The organism is Microbulbifer pacificus, assembly GCF_002959965.1.
GTDB classification, from domain to species: Bacteria; Pseudomonadota; Gammaproteobacteria; order Pseudomonadales; family Cellvibrionaceae; genus Microbulbifer; species Microbulbifer pacificus_A.
Genome location: NZ_PREV01000026.1, coordinates 602,747 through 624,089 on the forward strand (window position 1 = coordinate 602,747; position 21,343 = coordinate 624,089).

The 21,343-nt window shown below is 58.8% G+C and carries 14 protein-coding genes; 9 read left to right on the forward strand and 5 right to left on the reverse strand.

Features of this window, described 5'->3' with window-relative positions; translation table 11 throughout:
* Positions 1–13 precede the first annotated feature (13 nt).
* From C3938_RS03085 to C3938_RS03100, 4 genes are all read left to right on the forward strand, one after another.
* Positions 14–268 carry a hypothetical protein gene (locus C3938_RS03085; RefSeq protein WP_105101784.1) on the forward strand — a complete coding sequence of 85 codons (255 nt, stop codon included), beginning with the start codon at positions 14–16 and terminating at the stop codon, positions 266–268.
* 42 nt (positions 269–310) lie between these two features.
* Entirely contained in the window at positions 311–1,105 is a 795-nt protein-coding gene (locus C3938_RS03090; RefSeq protein ID WP_105101785.1) for an SDR family NAD(P)-dependent oxidoreductase, read from the forward strand.
* Positions 1,106–1,276: 171 nt separating this feature from the next.
* On the forward strand, positions 1,277–2,782 hold the full coding sequence (locus tag C3938_RS03095; RefSeq protein ID WP_105101786.1) for a DUF1254 domain-containing protein: 1,506 nt from the start codon (positions 1,277–1,279) through the stop codon (positions 2,780–2,782).
* Positions 2,783–3,078: 296 nt separating this feature from the next.
* A complete protein-coding gene (locus tag C3938_RS03100; protein ID WP_233998620.1) occupies positions 3,079–3,867 on the forward strand; it encodes a transporter in 789 nt (262 codons plus the stop codon).
* A gap of 219 nt (positions 3,868–4,086) precedes the next feature.
* Here C3938_RS03100 and C3938_RS03105 read toward each other — a convergent pair whose 3' ends face one another.
* The 4 genes from C3938_RS03105 to C3938_RS03120 form a co-directional block, all read right to left on the reverse strand.
* On the reverse strand, positions 4,087–6,126 hold the full coding sequence (locus C3938_RS03105; protein ID WP_105101787.1) for a TonB-dependent receptor: 2,040 nt from the start codon (positions 6,124–6,126) through the stop codon (positions 4,087–4,089).
* Between the two features lie 143 nt (positions 6,127–6,269).
* Positions 6,270–8,147, reverse strand: coding sequence for a DUF3604 domain-containing protein (locus tag C3938_RS03110; RefSeq protein ID WP_105103195.1), 1,878 nt, complete (start codon positions 8,145–8,147; stop codon positions 6,270–6,272).
* A gap of 38 nt (positions 8,148–8,185) precedes the next feature.
* Positions 8,186–9,175: a HupE/UreJ family protein gene (locus tag C3938_RS03115; protein ID WP_105101788.1), complete on the reverse strand. Its 990-nt coding sequence runs from the start codon at positions 9,173–9,175 to the stop codon at positions 8,186–8,188.
* Positions 9,175–10,023, reverse strand: coding sequence for a peptidyl-prolyl cis-trans isomerase (locus tag C3938_RS03120; RefSeq protein ID WP_158681542.1), 849 nt, complete (start codon positions 10,021–10,023; stop codon positions 9,175–9,177). The genes C3938_RS03115 and C3938_RS03120 overlap by 1 nt, the downstream gene beginning before the upstream one ends.
* 374 nt (positions 10,024–10,397) lie before the next feature.
* Here C3938_RS03120 and C3938_RS03125 point away from each other — a divergent pair, with 374 nt between their 5' ends.
* The 4 genes from C3938_RS03125 to C3938_RS03140 all read left to right on the forward strand — a co-directional run bounded on the left by C3938_RS03125 (position 10,398) and on the right by C3938_RS03140 (position 15,749).
* Positions 10,398–11,351: a SphA family protein gene (locus tag C3938_RS03125; protein ID WP_105101790.1), complete on the forward strand. Its 954-nt coding sequence runs from the start codon at positions 10,398–10,400 to the stop codon at positions 11,349–11,351.
* Positions 11,352–11,447: 96 nt separating this feature from the next.
* Positions 11,448–13,736, forward strand: coding sequence for a DUF3604 domain-containing protein (locus C3938_RS03130; RefSeq protein WP_105101791.1), 2,289 nt, complete (start codon positions 11,448–11,450; stop codon positions 13,734–13,736).
* A 79-nt stretch (positions 13,737–13,815) separates the two neighbouring features.
* Entirely contained in the window at positions 13,816–14,736 is a 921-nt protein-coding gene (locus tag C3938_RS03135; RefSeq protein ID WP_105101792.1) for a peptidyl-prolyl cis-trans isomerase, read from the forward strand.
* Positions 14,733–15,749, forward strand: a complete 1,017-nt coding sequence (locus tag C3938_RS03140; protein WP_199775480.1) for a HupE/UreJ family protein — start codon at positions 14,733–14,735, stop codon at positions 15,747–15,749. Before C3938_RS03135 ends, C3938_RS03140 begins: the two co-directional genes overlap by 4 nt.
* Positions 15,750–15,793: 44 nt before the next feature.
* On the opposite strand, the gene C3938_RS03145 is transcribed toward C3938_RS03140, so the two are convergent.
* The gene (locus C3938_RS03145) at positions 15,794–18,541 is read right to left on the reverse strand and encodes a LuxR C-terminal-related transcriptional regulator (protein WP_158681543.1); all 2,748 of its coding nucleotides are present in this window, start codon (positions 18,539–18,541) and stop codon (positions 15,794–15,796) included.
* 321 nt (positions 18,542–18,862) lie between these two features.
* On the opposite strand from C3938_RS03145, the gene C3938_RS03150 reads away from it, so the two are divergent.
* Positions 18,863–21,286 carry a TonB-dependent receptor gene (locus C3938_RS03150; protein ID WP_158681544.1) on the forward strand — a complete coding sequence of 808 codons (2,424 nt, stop codon included), beginning with the start codon at positions 18,863–18,865 and terminating at the stop codon, positions 21,284–21,286.
* Positions 21,287–21,343: the final 57 nt, after the last annotated feature.

Sequence of the window (21,343 nt, forward strand, 5' to 3'; positions counted from 1 at the left end):
AAGTGACTGAATCATGACAACAATATTGAAAGGTGGCTGCCTGGCGATTTATCTGCTGGCGCTGGTGGGTCTGTTTACACCACTGCCGTTCGGCGCGGAAACGCCACTACTGTATACCGCGCTCTTCCTGCTGGCCGCACACTTGCTGGAAGCGGTGGCGATGTTTCGTATCGTGTCCCGTTATCCGGGCCCTCTGGCAACCAGCCTGATACTCACCCTGCTGTTCGGTTTTCTGCACTGGTGGCCGCTGCGTCAACAGGCAGCCTGATTCGGCTTTCCAGAAATAGTGTTTCTCTCACAGGAGAAAAATATGTTCGAGAATAAAGTGGTTGTCATTACCGGCGCCGGTTCCGGTATCGGCCGGGCTCTCGCGGTTCAATTTGCCGAGGCCGGCGCGCGTCTGGCGCTTTCCGATATCCATGACGCGGGATTGAATGCCACCCTTGCCATGCTGCCCGCTCACATCGAGGCGCGGGGTTACCAACTGGATGCCAGTTCGCGGGCAGCAATGTTCGATCACGCGGACGAAGTGCAGCGCGACTTCGGCACCGCCCACTATGTCGTCAACAACGCCGGCGCCACCGTGGTCGGTACCGTCGCCAATACGGATATCGAGGAGTACGAGTGGCAGCTGAACCTCAATCTCTACGGCGTGCTCTACGGCACCAAGGCCTTCCTGCCGATGATGCTGGCGCAACGCGAAGGCTGCATCATCAACATCTCCAGCGTATTCGGCCTGCTGGCGTTCCCCAGCCAGAGTGCCTACAACATGTCGAAGTTTGCCGTGCGCGGCCTGACCGAATGTCTTTGGCAGGAACTGGAAGGCACCGGCGTGCGCGCTGTGTGTGTACACCCCGGTGGTATCAAAACCAACATTGAGCGCGCCGGGCGCAGGGTAAAAGCCGCCGGCACCGAAGAAGAGAAATTTCTGGCGCAGGCAGAGAAAATGCTGGTGACGCCGCCAGAGACCTGCGCCGCGCAAATCCTCCGCGGTCTACGCAAAGGGAAAAAGCGCATACTCACCGGCCATCTGTCGCGCACTATTTTCTGGCTGGTCAGGCTGTTACCGGACAGCTACCCGGTGATTCTGCGCCGGCTGGGTTGATCATCCATTATTGCGCCAGAAGCGCACACCTCCGATGCCATCCTGTACTAGGGTTTAACGGAATTGTGCGATTTAGCCAGCGCCCCACTTTGCCCTGTCCGCTCGCGCCTGCAGACAGGGAATGTGTGCAGCCAAGCAAGACTTGGTGACAGAAAACTTCCGAGGAAAAGGATGTTAAGAAATTTCATCTATACCGCCGTGCTGTCAGCTGTCGCCACGAACGCCTTCGCAGACACGCCCAAATACAAGATGACCACGGACATGCCAGCGTCGATTACCACGCCGGACACTGTGGAAACTTCGGCTGGTACCTTTCGCTTCTTTGATGGAGTCCCCGACCTAAAATCGGTGCAGACCGCCTACGATGTGCTCGATCGCATGCGTGGTACCGAAGCGTACATCACCGGCCTGCCTACAGCCTCCGCGTACGCCCTGTATACGGGGCCAAAAGCCATTGGCTGGGAGAGGCCCAACCAGATCCAACTGTTCAAAGACCTATTGGACTCCACAGCGCTGATTCTGACTGGCAATACCTCCACGCTATACGCCATTTCCACCCTGGATCTGAAGACAGACGGCGCCACCGTGATCGAGATACCGCCGGGTATGCTCGGCGCGCTCGACAGCGCCTGGTTCAAATTTATTGGCAACTTTGGCCCCGCAGGGCAGGACAAGGGGAAAGGCGGTAAATACCTAGTGCTGCCGCCCGGTTACAAGGGTGATGTTCCCAATGGCTATTTCATATTGAAGGCCCCCACCTACCGCAATTGGCTGTTCTTGCGCGGCTCCATTGCCAAAGGCCTGAAACCGGCGGTGGAAAATATCGAAAAGCATCTGCGAGTCTACCCGCTCGCCAAGGCGAGCAATCCGCCGGCGACCGAGTTCATCAATGCCTCCGGCAAACAAATGAACACCATCCCCGCCAACGATTTCAGTTTCTATGAGCAGCTGAACGCCGCAGTGCAGTACGAGCCGATCGACTCTCTGGACCCCGTCACCCGCGGTCTCTACGCGTCCATCGGCATTGTCAAGGACAAGCCATTTAAACCCGACGCACGCATGAGGAGACTGCTGACCGATGCCGTGGCCATCGGCAATGCCATCGCCCGTGCCAATACCTTCTATCCGCGCAATAAAGGCAATTACATTTATGGCGAAGGCAGCGGCTGGGTTATGGGGTACGCAGACAAGAACACCACCTTCACCTATAGCGGTGCGTACGATTCCATGGCCGCGGCCTTCTTTCACTACAATGCCATCGGTGTCACTCCAGCGATGGCGCTCACCCGTCCCGGCGCCGGCTCGGATTACGGCATCAACGGCACGGATTCAAAAAAGCGTGCTCTGGATGGCTCCAAAACCTACCGTCTGAGGCTACCGCCCAATGTGCCGGTAAAAGATTTCTGGGCGGTGACTATATACGACACCCAAACCCGTTCACTGCTGCAAACCGACCAGCAGTTTCCCACCGTGGGTAGCCAAACCGAGGGCATGCAGAAAAATACCGACGGCTCCTACGACATCTACTTTTCACCCAAACCTCCCCAAGGCAAGGAAGGCAACTGGTTGCAGACGATTCCGGGCAAGAGCTGGATGATCATCCTGCGTATGTACGGCCCGCAGGAGGCGTGGATTGATAAAACCTGGAGGCCCGGCGAGATAGAGCTGATGGAGTGATCCGAATTCTGTGCCGATCATCCTCACGAAGATTTAAACTCTGTCATTGTGAAGGAAATAATCTGGGGAATTTGCCTTATGTGCCTGGTAATTACCTTGCGAAGCCGCAGAGAGTGGAAGTATTTCCCTGATTGTTGACATATCTCCCGGCATATCCCGACAGCAGAACATCTGCGTTGACGCGGCGCCAATCAAAAGGAGCCGGCGCCAATCAAGCACTTGACTCCGATCAACGCGCCTACACTGGAAACTGTGTCAGTTCCACAATGCATTCAAATTCGCCAAGGTAGGCAGGGATGAATATTCGGATTATTGGCCTTTTCCTGATGGCGCCGGCATTTGCTCTGGCGCAAAGCGGTGAGGATCTGGCGAAAAAACTCGCCAACCCCATCGCCAGCCTGATCAGCGTGCCCTTTCAGGGCAACTGGGATTACGACGTGGGGCCGCTGGAAGACGGCGAGCGCTTCACCCTGAATATCCAACCGGTGATCCCCATTTCCATCAACGACAATTGGAACCTGATCAGCCGCACGATACTCCCGGTAATCAACCAACGCCGGATATTTCCCGGCAGCGGCACCCAGACCGGCCTCGGCGCCACCACCCAGAGCCTGTTCTTTTCTCCCAAGGAACCAACTGAACACGGCATCATCTGGGGGGCGGGTCCGGTATTCCTGATTCCCACCACCACCGACGAACTGCTCGGCACGGAGAAATGGGGCGCGGGCCCCACCGCGGTGGCGCTCAAACAGCAGAACCACTGGACTTACGGTGCGCTGGTGAACCAGATATGGTCCTTCGCCGGCCCCGACAATGACCCGAACGTCAACCAGGCATTTATACAGCCCTTCTTTTCCTACACTACGTCTACCGCCTGGACCTTTACCTTCACGACCGAGTCCACTTACGACTGGGACAGCGAACAGTGGACAGTGCCACTGGACTTTCTGGTCGCCAAGGTGTTCAAGATCGGGCACCAGCACGCTCAGCTTCAGGTAGGCCCGCGCTACTATGCCGACAGCCCAACGACCGGTCCGCACAACTGGGGATTCCGCGTTAACTTCGTACTGATGTACCCCAAGTAAAATTTCAGCAGCAATAACGAGCCGGTGCGCTATCGCGGCTGATCCCGATGGTTAATAACACTCAGGGGCCCGAGTTCACCGGAGACCGTCGCCGAACCAACAAGGCTACAGCTACTTTTTTTGCACCAATGGGTTCACGAACCCGTGATGTATTGGCGCAGCCGGTGAACCGTACATGTGCCCATGAGCGGTGGGACGGTCTTGCGTTTACCTGGGCGTTCAAAAGCGATATCGCACCGAGGCGCGCAGTGCCCGCGGTTCGAAAATATGGAAATGGACATCCTCCACACCCTCGGCGTTTTCTCCCGGCAGGCGCGAGCCGTAAAAATAATCCACATCGTGGTCATCGGAATCCAGCGCGTTCAGCAAGTCCAGTTGAATACGCCAGTCATCGAACTCGCGCCCCACGCGCAGATTGATCAGGGATGAGCCATTGGACTCCACACTGCCGTCCTCGATCAGGGGGTAGGGGCCAAAATGGCGTAGATGCAGTGCAGCAAACCAGCCATTTTCTCCGCTGTAATTCACCGCGGCACTGGCGACAAATGGAATCGCCCCGGGAATATCATGACCCGAGGGGGCGCGGTCGGCGAAGCTCGCATCGGTATACGCGAGTTCCAGTTCGGTACTCAGCGAGTCGGTTGCAAACCAGTAAGCCCCCAGCTCAAGGCCATTGCGCTCGCTGGGACGGCTGGCCTCGGTATTGCCGGCGTCACCGACGAACAGCAGTTCCGAATCCAGCTCCAGATTCCATAATGCGAGCGTACCGTGCAGCTGATCGGTAACGAAAACCCGCGCGCCGAGCTCGTAGCCGGTGGATGCCACCAGCGGATCCACCCTGTCCACCGGATCACCACTGTTCGGGTCAATCCGGATGACGGTACCGCGCGCATCGTTGGAGTGCAGGCCCTGGCCATAGCTGGCATAGAATTCTGCCACCGGCAGCGGCTGCCAGGCCAAGCTCCCTTTCACCGAACTGGCGCCATCGGAACGGGTGCCACTGTTCTGGGGCAGCGACGCATCCACATCGAAATCATAATGGTCGTAGCGTAGGCCGAGATAACTACGCACCGTATCCGTCAACTGGTACTGATGTGAGGCGTAGAGGCCGAGGCTGTCTTCCAGCACCGCGTCCTCGCGCACCGTGGAGACATAGTCGCGTCGGCTGGTGCGGTAGAGGCCGACGCGGTCTATATCGTCGCGCCGGCCCTGAAGGCCGAGTTCCCAGTCGCTTCTGCCGCCGCGCCAGGATTGCGCCAGATCAAATCCATAGATGCGGCGATCGTCGAACTGTTTGAACTGATCACCGTCTTGCGGGTCGTCAAGCAGGTAGGTGAAGTTGGACCAGAGGGAAAACTCGTAGTCGACCACATAGGCGCTGGCGCTGAGCTCGCCGCTGGCCAGCGGGGCATCCCAGCCGGCCGACAGACTGTGTCGACTGGTCTCACCACCGAGTGTCGGGTCGAGGGAACCGTAGGCATCAATCATGCCCGACGCCACCGCGCGCGCGGGAATCTGATCCGGTGAATTCCAACGGTTGTCGTAGCTCATCAGCGTCACGCGGCCGCGTCCTTTGCCCAGGTCACCGCTGATGCGCGCGAGCAGATTGAGCTTGCCCACGTCCTCATCGATATCGCTCCAGGGACCAGCGTAGGTCTGCCACTCAGCACCATAGAGCACCTGGGTGGACGCCAATTCAGTGGAGTCCGCCACTACCCCACGGCGCCAGCCATACTGCCCGACACTGCCCTCGGCAATCCCCTGCGGCAGGTTATCGCTCAGGTGGAACTCCGCCGATCCCGCCGATGAAAAATCCCCGATATCCGCGTAATAAGGGCCCTTTCGATAGCGCAGCCGCGCGACAGTTTCGGGAATCACGAAATTGAGATCGGTGTACCCCTGACCGTGCCCGTGGGTTCGCAGGTTCACCGGCATACCATCGACGAAGGTGGCGAAGTCGGTACCGTGATCCAGGTTGAATCCGCGCAGAAAATACTGATTGGCCTTGCCGCTACCGGAGTGCTGGGTGGCCACCATGCCGGGCACAAACTCCATCAGGTCCCCGGTGCGCAGCAGCGGCCAGCCACCGATTTCAGCGGGCCCTACCTCCCCTTGCGATGCGGAAATCGCCTCGCCGGTAAGATTCACACGACGGCCGATGACCGATACTTCTTCCAGGGATTTGGCGGATGCGTCCGCCGGCTGACTGCCAGCAGCACCGGCGAGCGTAACCAATAGCAGTGGAATTACCGGATCCATGTTATTCCTCGTTATTTAGCTCAGGTCCGAAACGTAAAAGTTCGGCGATCAGTATAGTTGGCGATGATGAAACGCATATGTCTGCGGTTAAGGAGGGTTGCGCCGTGCAAGAGCCGGATTGCCGGCTCCTGCAAGTCCGATCATCAGGGTGTGTACCAGATAGGTGAGCTGTAAGCGCGCTCCTGGGTCACCATGGGCACATTCGATTCCTGCGTGCGCTCGAAGTGCGCCGCGTCGTAGGCTGTCCAGCGGGGTGTGGGAATCTCGATTACGCGGGCGTAATAGAAAGCGCGCTGAGCGGGGTCGAAGTCCGGATCTTCCCACACGGTACTCAGTTCCGGTGCGCCAATACGGTTGCTCCAGCTGGCGTCGGCCACATTGACCGTGTTGCCTACCGCCGGCAATACGCCGTCGCGCCCCATCTCGCGGTCACCGGACCAGACCACGTCGTACACGTTTTCCCGGGTTTCGCCGTTCTCGTTGAGCCAGCCCTTCACGATCTGCACCCGGTCCAGATTGCCGGACATCGGATCGCGGCGTGCCGACAGCAGGAAGCGCGGTGCCCTGCCCTCAGGCGCTCGAGCCAGGTCGCCCCCCATGGGCACACCTTTGCTGTAGCCGATGGCCGCGAGTTCACTGGACGTGGCATCGGCAGCCTCGAAATTCCAGCCGCCGAAGAAACGCAGTTCCATACGCGGCCCGGTGGTGGCATATACCTCTTTGCGCATCATGGCATCGAAAATTGCCTCACGTGTATTTTCCGTAGCCCAGACCGCGGCGTAGCCGGAGCCCACCATCTCCCACCCCATCAGTGTGATATCGCCCAGCTTACCCACCGGCTTGCGAGTGCGTTCCGCGTCCGGCTCTACGCCGGAGTGCTTGCCGAAGAAGTTATTCTCTTCCGCGGTGGAAAGGCCGGTGTGACTGTCGGTGGAACCCACCATGCCGAATTTGTACGGGTTGACGCCCAGCTCTGCTTCCAGTTTGAGGCCGTTTTTCAACGCCTCCCGGGCGTATTCGTACTGCAACATTTCCGGCTTTTTCGGCACCGGTCCCAGATTGGATTTATCCCAGGTTTCGTAATCGGCGAATTCATCGCTGGTAGAGAGATACGGGTGCGCCTCGCCGTCCCCTTTCATCTGGGTCACCTCGTAGATCGGCTCCCAGCGGGCCCGGGTCAAGGCGTACTCGCGGTCGATGCGTGTTCCCGTAGCCGGGTTGATCTCCGGAAACATCCAGCCGTTCGACAGGTTGCCGTTGTGGGCCAACGCCAGCACCCGGCCACCGGTGCTTTGCTCATACTGGTTCATCCATGCCCACAGGTCTTCGGGCCTGTCGCTCTCCATCGCGGTAAATGGCTGCACCCGCACCGCCTGTTCGGCGCCATCGCGGTAGAGCACGTTGCGATGCAGGTTGTTACCGCCGGGCATGGACGTCCACTCGTAACCGATAATCGCGCTGAAGTAACCCGGGACATTAAATTTGTCGGCGGTGGCCACGTAGTCCTGCCACACCTGGGTGGAAATCTTTCCATCGGACATCACCGCGGGTACATCGCCCTTGCCCACGGCGAGAATCAATTCCATGGTCGCACCGAAGCCCTCTTTACCACCCGAGTTGATGCGCTGGTGCCAGTCGCGTACTTTGGGGTCACTCAACAGGTGCGGATTCCCGGTAATGATTTCATCCATTACGCCGAGGGCATCCGAATGATCCGCAATAACCAGCCAGTTCAGCGGCCGCGACAGCTTTACCTTCTCGCCGCGGCTTGCGGTCACCACCTCGCCGCGGGCGAGGCGGTAGGCGGTCTCTGGATCCAGCGTGGCTCCGAATGCCCGCGCATCCAGCGACAGGCGCGTGTGCAGGTGAGTATCACCCCACAGCAGTTGGTCGGGAATATTTCGCCCCGCCTGGGGAGAATAGGGTGTACTTATATCCCCGGCGAACAGTGGCGCACTGCATTGCGCAGCGAGAAGCAACGCCAGCAGCTTTGCCGAAAGTTTCGTTTGGTTCCGTTTCATTTTTATTTTCATCGTCTTTCTCTCGTTGGTGCACGCGCTCAGGTCAGGAAATTACTTGCGCGATCAAAAAGCCAGAAGCTCGCCAGCGTCCCCACCAGATAACACCCCAGCTGTGGCAACCGCGGCCACTGTGCCGTCGGCAACAGACGCCCGACCAGCGCATACAGCAGCAAGCAGGCGACAACAAACAACAGCTGGCCAATCTCCACCCCTACATTGAACGCCAGCAGCGCCGCCGGTAGTTGCGTCTGCGGCAGACCGATATCTCCCAGCACCGAGGCAAAACCAAAGCCGTGCAGCAGACCGAACAGGGAGGAGACGAGCACCGGGTAGCGCCAGGTCCAGGAACCCGCCCGCGGCCGTGCAATTTCGCAGGCGAGAAACAGAATACTGAGCGCGATGACCGCCTCGACCGGCGCAATCGGCAACTGCACCCAGCCCAGGGTGGAAAGCGCCAGGGTCAGTGAGTGCGCGGCGGTAAACCCGGTAATGGTGATCAGTAAGCGCCGTGGTCCGCGGGCAACCAGCAACAGGCAGGCAACAAACAGCAAGTGATCGAGCCCTAACCAGATATGCTCGATGCCAAGCAGCGTGTACTGCGCCGCCACCGCGACCGCCTCCTCACGCTGGGGGATGTACCAGTGCTCCTCCCCAGGCGCCAGCAGCTGCGTGTAGCTGGCACCGCTCAACAGGTCCAGTTGTACGATGGTCGTGGTCGCAGGTTTGCCCGCGGGGTATTCAATGCGCAGTTCGCCACCGGCAACGCCCTTTTCACAGAGGAAAGTCTGGCGCAGTTGCAACGCGTCACTCTGGCGCAGCAGCGCCAGTGCCGTAGTGGCCTCACAGCCTTCGGGCATACCGACTTGCGGTGGCGCGGGAAGTGACCGAGGAAGTTTCGCCTGGAGCAGGAAATCACCCGCGGCACGCTCATGAATCTGCAGGTAAACCGGGCGCAATTCATGCGCGGCGACGGACGCGGACAGCAGCAACGCAAACAGTGAAAGCAGTGGAAACAGACAGCTGCGCATCACGAGTCGGAATTCCCATCAATGATGCGATAGCGATTTTTCAGCTTCGCAATGACCTGATCCACCTCACGCTGCACACGCGCCTCGCGCGCATCCGCCTCAACCTGTGCGTAGATGTTTGCAAGCAGCGCTGGTCGTGCCGGCTGGCGATCGGCAACCAGTACCAGATGGAAACCAAGCACCGATTCCAGCGGCCCCTGCCATTCACCATCATCGCCTTCGGGCACAAACAGCTCACGAGCAAACTGCTCATCAAATTGAGCGGCAACATAGTCGCGACTTCGCTCCACATAATTGCTGTGGTACGCAAACTGATCACCATATCCATTGGCCTGCTCGAACGCCACGCCATCGGCACGCAATGTTTCAAGAGCAGACTCCGCCAGTTGTGCCGCCCGCTGACGCCCGTGAATTGCGCTGGAGAAAAATACGTGAGTGAAGGTGATGGATGCCGGCTGGAGATAATCATCCTTATGCCGGTCGAAATAATCTTCCACCTGTTCGCGCGGAAGATTTCCGTCATTGCTGATAAATCCACGGGCGATAAATTCCATTTTGTTGGCCAGTCGCTGGCGGATGACATAATCATCGCGATCCAGTTGCAACGCCTTGGCTTCGCGGTAGAGGAGTTCCTCACGCAACCACTCCTGCTCCAGCTTGCGCCGAGCGTCTTCACCCATACGATCCAGCTCGTCGTCAAAGCGCTCCTGATCAAACGTCTTGGCGCGAAATTGCAGCATGGTTACCAGCTGCTCGCGACCGACACGAATTTCCAATGCATTGTCTGCGGCGCCATTGAATAGGCGCTCAGCGGCAAACAGCAGTGCACCCAACAATAAAAAGTGCATCAAGGGCTGCCTGGCGACACCAGCAATGAAAGAAGAGCAGAGAAAACGAGGAAACATCGAGTATCTCTTTAGAATTATTGATCGATATCCATGAACTACCGGAAAAGCTGTTCCACAGCCTCCCCATTCACGGAGGCACTATTGTTCAGAAAGAACGGTATAGGCGATTCACCCCAAAGGGTGATATGGCGATGGGTGATAGCAACCGCCACCACATGACACGCAATCCGATATGTATTGTTGCTAAGCTCAGAAGAACCTGAACGCAGATGTCTCACGACGGGGGACAGGTAAATGCTCCCGCACTCTGACTCCGGCAGAGCATTCCCTGACCTCACCGGGCATTCAGAAACGCTGACCTCGGGAATATCACTATGCGGTACGCTGCAAGTATTTTACTTTTCACATTAGCCATACTGAGTGTTTCACCAGCGACGCTGGCCGACGAAGACGGTACCAGCTTCTGGCTGCCAGGCCAGTATGCGAGCTTTGCCGCCATCGCACCGTCCTCGGAATGGTCGCTACCGATGCAAACCTACTACTACTCAGGCAACGCCGGAGCAGGACATGCAATCATTCGCGGTGATCAGATCACTTTCGGTCTTGATACAGATTTCGCAGCACAGTTCATCGCCCCCACCTACTCGCCCGACACCAAGGTGTTCGGCGGACGCCCCAGTCTTTCACTGGCATTTTTTCCCGGTTACGAGAGCACAGATATTGACTCTTCTCTCGGATCGCTGAGTACCCGGCGCAGCGATGCATTGACCGGATTCGGCGACCTCTATCCTACGGTGCAACTGTTCTGGGACTGCGGCACACACAACTGGATGGCTTATCTCACAGGCGATATTCCTGTCGGTGCATACGATCCCCACCGTCTTTCCAATCTTGGGCTAGGCCATGGTGCCGTCGACGCGGGCGGGGCCTATACCTACATGAACACAAAAACCGGATGGGAGTTTTCGGCCACTGCGGGGCTTACCTACAACCTGGAAAATTCGGACACCGACTATAGAAGCGGCATCGACTCACACCTTGACCTCGGGCTCTCGCGATCATTGACGGAGCACTTCTTCACGGGTCTGGTTGGCTACGCGTTCGTGCAGCTTACGCCAGATCACGGACAACCAGCGCTGCTCGGTGATTTTAAAAGCCGCACCTTCGCGATTGGCCCTCAAGTCGGCTACACCTTTCAGGTTGGCAGCAGGTCCATCTTTGCCAACTTGCGGGGTTACATAGAATTCAAAACTAAAAACCGGCCGAGTGGTGGCGACGTGTATCTCACCATCAATATCCCCCTCGGCAGATCGAACACCATAAATTAGATGCCAAAAAGTCAAAGAACGTAAAAGCACATAACAGACCTACTTATACTGATCCCACGCCATCACCATACACAGGGTTTTCACGGAGAATCACGTATGTCTCGCCACGGCAAATATCCCACCAGGGAATCGTTGATCGGCACATCCGCAGGGGTGTTACTTGCGCTGGCACTGCTGTCACCAGCATCCACCCTGGCGCAGGGTGATCCAGAGAGACGCGAGGCTTACTACGGGGAGACGCATCTTCACACCAGCTGGTCTTTCGACGCCTTTATCTTCGGTGATACCAAAGCAACACCGGCCCAGGCCTATGAGTACGCCAAGGGAAAACCACTCATGCACGCGCTGGGCTATGAAATGAAGATCACCCAGCCACTGGACTGGTTGGGGGTCACCGACCACTCGGAATATGTCGGCATTATCCAGACCGCCAATACCCCGGGTTCCGAGCTCTCGAAAACCGAACTTGGTAAAAAGCTCATCGTACGGGATGCCGCGGATATACAGCGTGTCTATCTGCTGCTGGGAAATTCGATGATCCAGAACAAGCCTTTCCCGGAACTGGTCGCGCCCAAACTGGCGGCGTCCATCTGGGATAAAAACAACGCCGCCGCAGACGCCGCCAACGAGCCAGGCAAATTTACCGCCTTCAACGCTTATGAGTGGACGTCGACGCCAAACAACGCCAACTTGCACCGGAACGTATTCTTCAAAGACGGCGACAAGCTTCCCGAAATGCCGTTCACCTCGTTTGACTCCCAGGCGCCAGAGGATCTATGGGCGTGGATGGACAAGCAGCGCAACAGTGGCATCGAACTCCTCTCCATCTCCCACAACGCCAATGTCTCCGACGGCCTGATGTTCCCGATGGAGGTTAACTTCAAAGGCCGCCCTATCGATAAGGCCTGGGCCGAAGCACGCATGCGCAATGAACCACTCACCGAGATCAAACAGATCAAGGGACAATCGGAAACACATCCGCTGCTCTCGCCCAACGATGAATTCGCGGACTATGAAATTTTTTCATTTTTGCTCGGAAACCCCGATGGCCGTTTCCCCAAGATCCCCGGAAGTTATGTGCGCGATGGCCTGAAAACCGGTATCGCCATGCAGTCGACCCGCGGTTACAACCCCTACAAAACCGGTATCGTTGCCGGATCGGACTCCCACAACGGCGCGGCGCCCTATCGCCAGGACAATTTCTTTGGCGGGCATGCGAGAATGGACGGCGGATTAAAAGAGCGCATGCGGGGGCATCTGTTTACGGGGCTGGATACCCGTTTGATCAATCCGGCGGGACTCACCGCCATCTGGGCCGATGAAAACACCCGCGCCTCGCTGTTTGAGGGTATGAAGCGCAAAGAGACATTCGCCACCAGCGGCCCCCGCCTCAAGCTGCGTTTTTTCGGCGGCTGGAATTATGCCGGGGACGCCGCCGACCACAGGGACTGGGTAAAGTCCGCCTATGAAAATGGTGTTCCGATGGGCGGGGATCTGCCAGCCGCTGCGGGCGAGGCACCAAGTTTTATCGTGTGGGCAACCAAAGATCCCACCTCGGGCAACCTCGATCGGGTGCAGATCGTCAAAGGCTGGTCCAAAGACGGGCAGTCCTTTGAGCAGGTGTACGACGTGGTTTGGGCGGGCGACCGCAAGCCGGACTACATCACCGGAAAGGTTCCCCCCATCGAGTCAACCGTCGACCTGGAACAGGCAACCTATAAAAACTCCGTGGGAAAAACGGAGCTGAAAGCGGTCTGGCGGGACCCGGATTTCGACCCGTCTGTGGATGCGTTCTACTACGCCCGGGCACTGGAAATTCCCACACCACGCTGGACGACCATTCAGGCGAAGGAGCTGAATATCCGGCCACCTCAAAATGTACCGGCAACCGTTCAGGAGCGAGCCTGGAGCTCCCCTATCTGGTATACGCCGACCGACCAACAGCGTAACGCGGCAAAATCTGCCGGTATTCGCATTGCGGATCTGAAGAAAAAAGGAATCAATCCACTGGGCGAAGCCGACCTCAGGAAATTGTTGGTTGAGAAGGATACCTGGATCAAAAACCGGGTGACCGGCGCCATATTCCGACTGGTGTGGCAGAAGAACGGTCAGCGCGCGCTGTGGAATGTCAATCCCAGTGATCCCATGCCACAGCATTTCGGCTTCGCCAGTGCGGACTCCTACCTCGGTATTCCCACAAGTTATGAGATCAAAGGCAATCAGGTCATCGAGCACTTCGGCAACGGCCCACTGAGCTGGACCCTGTACCAGTCCGGCGCAGTGACACTGATGGCCCGCAGCGATGAATACGGCTACGCCAATTACGAAATCATCGAGACACCGAAACATCTCGTTGATCTGGAAAAATTGAAACGAAGCCAGTAATTACGCCCGTCGGCTGCGCGGATCGCATCCGCGCAGTCTCTCCTACGCACAGAAATAATTTCAATAACCGGCTTTCAATATGAAGACCCAGAACGCCTCGAATCGTCGCGTCGCGACGCTGCCCCTTTGGATCCGCGATCCCCTGTTCCACTTCATCGTCGTCGGCATGGCAATCTTCGCCATCAGTGCGCTGCGCCAGGCGCCTTCGACCGAATCAGATATTGATGTCAGGCAAATCGTCATCACTCCCGACGACCTGATGCAAATGCAGCTCGCGCTACGCATGGAGTCACTGCCGCCCCGCCACTCCGCCGCATTCGACAGCCTGATCGAGACCAGGGTACGCGAAGAAGTTCTATACCGGGAAGCCCTCGCGATGGGACTCGATAAAAACGACATTATCGTAAAACGCCGCATGGCACAGAAAATGGACTTTCTTGCGGAAGATATTTCCGCACTGCGTGAACCTACACAGAAAGAGTTGGAGGATTGGTACGAGGCGCACACGGATACCTTTGCCATCCCGCCACGAATCACCTTCAGCCATCGCTTTTTTGCCTTTGACCGACACGGAGACAACGCCCGGAACGCCGCCAGAAGCGCCCTTGCCGAGATCGCCTCAGCAACACCGGCGGATCAGCTGGGCGATCCATTCATGTTCCAGGATTATTATCCGGATCGCACACCGATGCAGATCTCCTCGGTGTTCGGACCGGACTTTTCCAGGCAGCTGTCCACACTTCCGCCCCGAGAATGGAGCGGGCCTGTGGAATCGGGATTTGGCTGGCACCTGGTGTATATCGACAGCATCGTTCCATCACGGATTCCGGAGTTTGAAGAGGTGTCTGCCGAAATCAAGGCGGATTGGTTTGCGCACCAGCGCGAGAGCTTCAAGCGTACCGCCTATGAACTGATGCGTGCAAAATATGAAGTCGTACTGCCTGTTGAGGAAAACATCACTGCCAGCACGCAGGAAAATGCGCCCGGAGACAAACCGTGAACGCTTTACATTCCGCGACACGGGTACTGTTCCTGTTACTGCTGTTACCGTGTGTGCTGTTCTCCCCGCACGGATACGCGCACGATAGCCGCCCCGCATACCTGCAAATCACCGAGCTACCGGGCGGCGAGTACGCCATGCTGTGGCGAACCCCGGTGAAGTCCGGGCGACGGTTACCGGTGGCTCTGGGGTTGCCGGAGACAACCATCACCGTTGGTGAACCGGTCGTCCAGCGCCTGCACGACTCGCTGTTGGAACACCGAAGGTTCCGGTTGCCCGAAGGCATTGCCGGGCAACGGATTGATTTCACCGGTCTGCAGGCCACCATTACCGATGTATTGGTAAGAATCGAATACGCGGATGGCCGCCGGGCGACGCAACTGGTACAGCCCAGCCAGGCCTGGCTGGATGTCCCCGAACCACAGTCCGGCCTCACCGTGGCAACCAGTTATCTGCGGCACGGCGTCGACCATATCCTGTTCGGCTTTGATCACCTGCTGTTTGTTCTGGCGCTGCTGCTGATCGTCCGCAACCTGCGGGTATTACTGTGGACGGTGACCGCGTTTACCCTGGCCCACTCCATCACCCTCGCGCTCTCAACCCTGGGGGTTGTACGGTTGCCGTCGACCCCGGTAGAGGCGGTGATTGCACTCAGTATCGTGTTGCTCGCCAGCGAAATCCTCCGCGTGCGCCGGGGCCACGAGAGTGCAACGGCGCGCTGGCCGTGGCTGGTTGCCTTTGCCTTCGGGTTATTACACGGGTTCGGTTTTGCTGGTGCCCTGAGTGAGCTGGGACTTCCGGAGGGCGATATTCCGCTGGCACTGCTCGCGTTCAATCTCGGCGTCGAGCTCGGACAGCTGCTTTTCATCACCGCGGTACTGACCGTGATTGCGTTGGCGCGGCGTATGAACATTCCGACGTTGACGCAGCGCTATGCGATGATCGCCACTACCTATGGTATCGGCTGCCTGGCCATGTTCTGGTTTTGCGAACGCGCGGCGCAACTGATCTGATTGCGAGCGTCCGACGATTCACGGCGCCTGCTACCGGGCGCTGGCTATTCGAAGATTCCCAGCTGCTTCAGGCTGCGCACCGCCTGGGTGCGCCGCGAAACGCCCAGTTTTCCGTAGGCGGACTTCAGGTGGGTCTTGACCGTGTTGGTAGAGACACACAGTTTTTCGGAAATTTCCTTATTGGAATAACCTTCCACCAGTAACGCCAGGGTGGCCAGCTCTTTTTTGGTGAGTTCCCCGACCAGGCCGGATGCCACCTGCTCGGCGTTTTCCCGCGCGGGGGAAGGCGGAATTTTCTGATAGGGAGTGGCGATGATGTCGATCTGCTGCTGCCACAGTTGGTGCCGCTCGGTACCGGAGGTCTGCCTGAGCGCCTCTTTCAGTGACAGCAACGCCTTGATGACCGCCTCGCCCTCATCCCGAAACACCTGAATAACACTGTGCTCCATATCCAGGGCGAGGGCTTCCCTCAATGTCTGTTTCGCCAGATCCTCACGCTTTGCGGCCAGCTGGATTCGCGCCAACAACAACAGCAATTCGAGCGCGCGAAACCGGTTATCGCTATGGAGAAACTCCTCCAGAACCGGCTGCAAATGTGTTTCAGCGCGCTCCAACTTACCTTCCGCCAGCAACAGGCGCACTTCGGCAACACGCGTCCAGTACTCGATACTCGAGCGGGTGTGATCCGGAACGGCGGTGAACGAAGCGCGTGTGTTCTGCCATTCGTCGAAACGGCGCCGCGCCTGTGGCAACTCTCCCAGGGACAGCAGCAAGCGCACCCGCTCATGCACCAGGCAGGCCTGCAGACGCTTCCAGCCGCGCGCGTCCGCCAGCTGCTCCGTCTCACGCAGGTAATCGAGCAGCGCTTCATGCTTGTGCTGTCCATAGAGCAGCTGGGTCCGCGCGCGGGTAACGGCGATGACCAGGTCAACGGTGGCAATTACTCGCTGCGCATCCAGACCACGCTGAAAAAATTTCTCGGCTTTCTGCCGGTCGCCGCAGTGATAGTGAAGCACCCCAAGCATCGATTCCATCAGCGCCACCACCTGGGAACTGGGCATCACGTCGCGCAGGATATTGCGCAACTGGTCCTCCATGCGGTCCACACCCTGCTTGATCCTGGCGCCGACCAGACAGGTCAGCGCCTCGATACAACTGGCATAGGCCTGGTTGTATACCAGGTCCGGTACCGTAGGGGCAGAAAGCAACTCTCTCGCCACCGCCTGCGCGCCGGCAAAATCCCGCCGGTGGTAGCGCACCAGCCCCTGCAGCAGGCGAAACGTCGGGCGCAGGTAAATCGGCTCGGCGGGTGCCCGCGGTATCCAGGCCTCCGTCAGCTGGCCGGCTTTTTCCACCTGATCGTCAATGGTGTAGATGTTGGCCTCGATCAAATGCACTTCCACCTGCTGCGCCAGATTCAGCGTCTGCATGCGGGCTTTCAGTTCATCGAGCATACGCCGCCCCTGCTGCAGCTGATTGCTCAGCACCTGTAGCCAGGTCAGTTGGATCAGCACACCCAGGCTCTCCCCAAGCATGGCTTCCGGCAACCGCCGGATCACGCTGAGAAGCTGGGACATATACCCCTGCGCAATGAGGCTGACGCCGTGATCGTCCAGTAGATCGAGGGCACGGCTCTCGTCACCGGCGCTGATGGCGTGCTGAATGGCCTCCGTCATCATGCCCTCTTCTTCGAACCAGGTACTGGCCCGCCGGTGCAGCTGTACCAGCTGCGCGGCTTCCGCGGACGCCAGCTGGCGCAGGAGAAAATTGCGAAACAGCGGGTGTAACCGGTACCAGTAGCCGACATCATCCAGGCTCTGCACCAGCAGACGCGAGTCGCGCAGCCTCACCAGTTCGGCACTGTGCTGCTCATCGCCGCTGACCGCTGCGCACAGAGGCGCGCAGAAGCGCTCAAGAATGGCGATACGACGCAGGAAGTCCGCCAGCGCCCCCGGCATCTGTGCCACCACTTCTTCAGCCAGGAAATCGGATACCGAGGTGTGGTCCCCGGAGAAGGCACTGACAAAACGGCCGCGGTCCACCGCGCCCTGCATGGAGAGCGCCGCCAGTTGCAGCACCGCCGCCCAGCCCCCGGTGCGCGCCTGCAGCAACGCCACCTCCTCACCACTGACCTGCAGGTGGTTGGCCTCCCGCAACAGCGCCCCGGTCTCCTGGTCGTCAAATCCGAGAGCATCACTGTCCAGCTGCAGCAGGTCACCCGCCGCTCGCAGACGCGAGAGCGGCAGCGGCGGCTGGCTGCGAGACCCGATGAACAGGTACAGATTGTCCGGCAGGTGCTTCAGCAGAAACTGTACGGCCTCGTGCACCTGAGGGTTCTCTATATGGTGGTAATCGTCGAGAAACAGCGCGTATTTGCGCGAAGGGTTAAGGGCGCCGAGCAGTTCGGTGATCAGACGCCGGCCGGCGCCGCTCTCCCCCTGCCCCAGATAGCGCACGATAGCCGCTCTGGTGAGCGCCGGGTTCAGCCGGCAAAAGGCGGCAGCCAGGTAGTGAAAGAATTGATCCCGTTCGTTGTCGTCTTCATCCAGCGTCAGCCAGGCGGTGGCCATGCCCTGGTCGTCCAGTTGACGCAGGCACTGGGCCAGAAAAGTGGACTTGCCATAGCCCGCCGGTGCCGTGACCAGACACAACCGCGCCGCCGGCCCACCTTCTTTACAGGCGCGCCGCAGCAGCCGCTCTCGCCGCACACTGTCATCCGCCAGACGCGGGGGTGTCAGTCGCATCGCGATCAGTAGAGGGGAGCCGAAATTGTTCTCACTGCCAGAGACCATCGGGTTCTCCGTTCGGGGCGACTGCGGAAATTTCATCGCCGCGCATTTAATCAGGGGGACCAGCACATCGCCTCACCCGAAAGGGTGAGGCGATGTGCTTCCTACAAGCCCCATTTCGCTGAATTTTTGCACAGTTTCAGCGACTTGAAGGTCAGCCCACACTCGGCTGCCAAATTCATGCCGTTTACAAAATCATAACAAAGGGTGAAGAGGCCACCACGGGAATGCCCTAGCCTGCGTGCTCCATAACAATAAACCGTCAGCCCACCGCTGATAAACAGCGACTGTTTATACGCAGTCCTGCCGATGAGGAGAGCGCAAGTGCACACACCAAACCGTTCGACACTCTGGACCCGTTCCGCCCTCAGCCTCGCCGTAACCGCGGCGGCCCTGGGATTTTCGCAAGGCAGCCTGGCGCAACAGATTGAGGAAATCATGGTTACCGCGCAAAAGCGCGCGGAAAGCCTGCAGGATGTCTCCGCGTCCGTATCCGCCATGGACACCGGTCTGATGCAGGACGCCGGTATCAACGACATGTCCGATGTGTCCTACTTGGCACCGGCACTGACCGTCACCACCAACAATGGCCCATGGGCCTCCAGTTTCCGGATGCGTCGCATCGGTAACGAGGGCAATATCCCCACCTTCGAACCCGATACCGGGCTGTTCATCGACGGCGCCTTCCGCTCCCGCTCCGGTACCGGTCTGAGTGATCTGGTGGATATCGAGCGCATCGAAGTCGTCAAAGGCCCCCAGAGCACCCTGTACGGAAAGAACGTGACCGCCGGTCTGGTCAGTATCAGTACCCTCGCTCCCAGTCAGGAATTTGACGCCATGGGGGAACTGAGCGCGGGTTCCTTTGGCGAAATGATCGGTCGCGGTTATATCAACGGCGGCCTCAGTGATACCGTCAGCGGCCGTCTCTCCATCTCCAGCACCCAGCGCGATCACTGGGTTGAAAACCTGGGCACCGGCGGCGACGCCGACAACCAGCAGAGCTACGCGCTGCGCGGCCAGCTGCTGATCGAACCGACCGACGACCTCTCCGTGCGCCTGATCGCCGGTGCGGTAAACCGCGATTTCGACAGCGCGCTGGGCGATGTGACGTTTGGTAACCGCGTGCAGTCCCTGCTCGGCACCTCGCAACTGCTGTTCGGTTCCTCGGTCAGCAACACCACCGCGCTGCAGGACAATGTAGCCACCAACCGTCTTGTCGACCGCAACGGCAACACGCAATTTACCCAGGACTCCAAGGAGTTCACCGCCATTGCCGACTATGCGATGGGCGACCTGACCCTGACCTCGATCTCCAGCTACGACGATTACGACGTGGCCACGAATCAGCACGACGCCGACCAGTCCCAGCTGAGACTGGCCAGCTTCAACGAAACCACCAGCGGGCGCTCATTCAGTCAGGAACTGCGCCTGGCGTCCGCTGGCGGTGAAACCGTCGACTGGATGACCGGCCTCTTCTATTACGACAACAACTTCACCCGCGGCGACGGCTCGGATACCGATTTCCTGATGCTGGAAGACATTGACGAACTGGGTAAAACCATCGCGTTTGCACAGCTCGACCCAGCCACCCAGGGCATGCTCCTCGGCCTGCCGGAAGGTGCGCGTTACGGCGCCCTCCCCGCGCTGCTCGGCCAGCCCGGGGAATATGCCGATTTCTACAACGAACAGGACACCAACACCTTTGGCGCCTTCGCCTCCGCCACCTGGAACATCAGCGACGACTTCTCGCTAAGCGGAGGCCTGCGCTACAACCGGGAGAAAAAATCCGCGCTGCTGGAATCCAGCAACAACGGTACCGGCATTTCCGTCATCGGCCTCGGCAACCCGAACAACCCGTTTGCCACCCCCGACAATCTGGGGCTGGTGGGTAAGCTCGCCCCCAACAATCACTGGGAAGCGGAAGATACCTGGAGTCACGTCACCTACAACCTGACTGCGGAATACCACTGGACCGACGATTTCATGACCTACCTGACCGGCGCCCACGGTTTCAAGGCCGGCGGTTTCAACCTGGGCTTTGGCGACGCCCCGAACGACGAGCGCCCCTTTGGCGAGGAAACCGTAGACACCGTGGAACTGGGCTGGAAAAGCCACCTGTTCGACAGCCGCGTGCAGCTGAATGGTGCTCTTTTCCACACCGTGTACAACGACTTCCAGTCCGCGGCCTTCCAGGGCCTGCAATTCAACGTGGACAACGCCGAGAAGGTCACCAATCAGGGGCTGGAGTTCGACGCGCTGATCATGCTCGGCGAGCGCCTGAGCATGAATCTGGCCGCCTCCTATGTGGACGCCCGCTACGATGAGTACACCCGCGGCACCTGCGCCTTCGGCGTCGCCGCCGGCGCCAATGGCTTCTGTGACCTGAGTGGAGAGACGCTGCCCTTCGCGCCCAAATGGAAAAACAGCGCCGGACTCCAGTACGAGTACCCGCTGGCCGGAGGCGACCTCTACACCCGCCTCGACGTGTCCTATGTCGGCGAACATATCCCGGCGTCCTCCCTGGACAAACGCTTTACCCAGGAGGCCTACACCCTCACCAATGCCCGCCTCGGCTGGCGCAACGAGAACTGGGACATTTCCGCCTGGGGCAAAAACCTGACCGATGAGACTTATGTCGGGCAGTACGCGCCGGACAACGTCATGGGCGCGCTGGGCGCGGATAACTCCTATCAGGCATTCCTCGGCGCACCGCGCACCGTCGGCGCCACCTTACGCTATCACTTCTAACACCCGAGTACCCGGATGCCGGCAACACCGGAATCCGGGGTATTCCCGCAACCATTT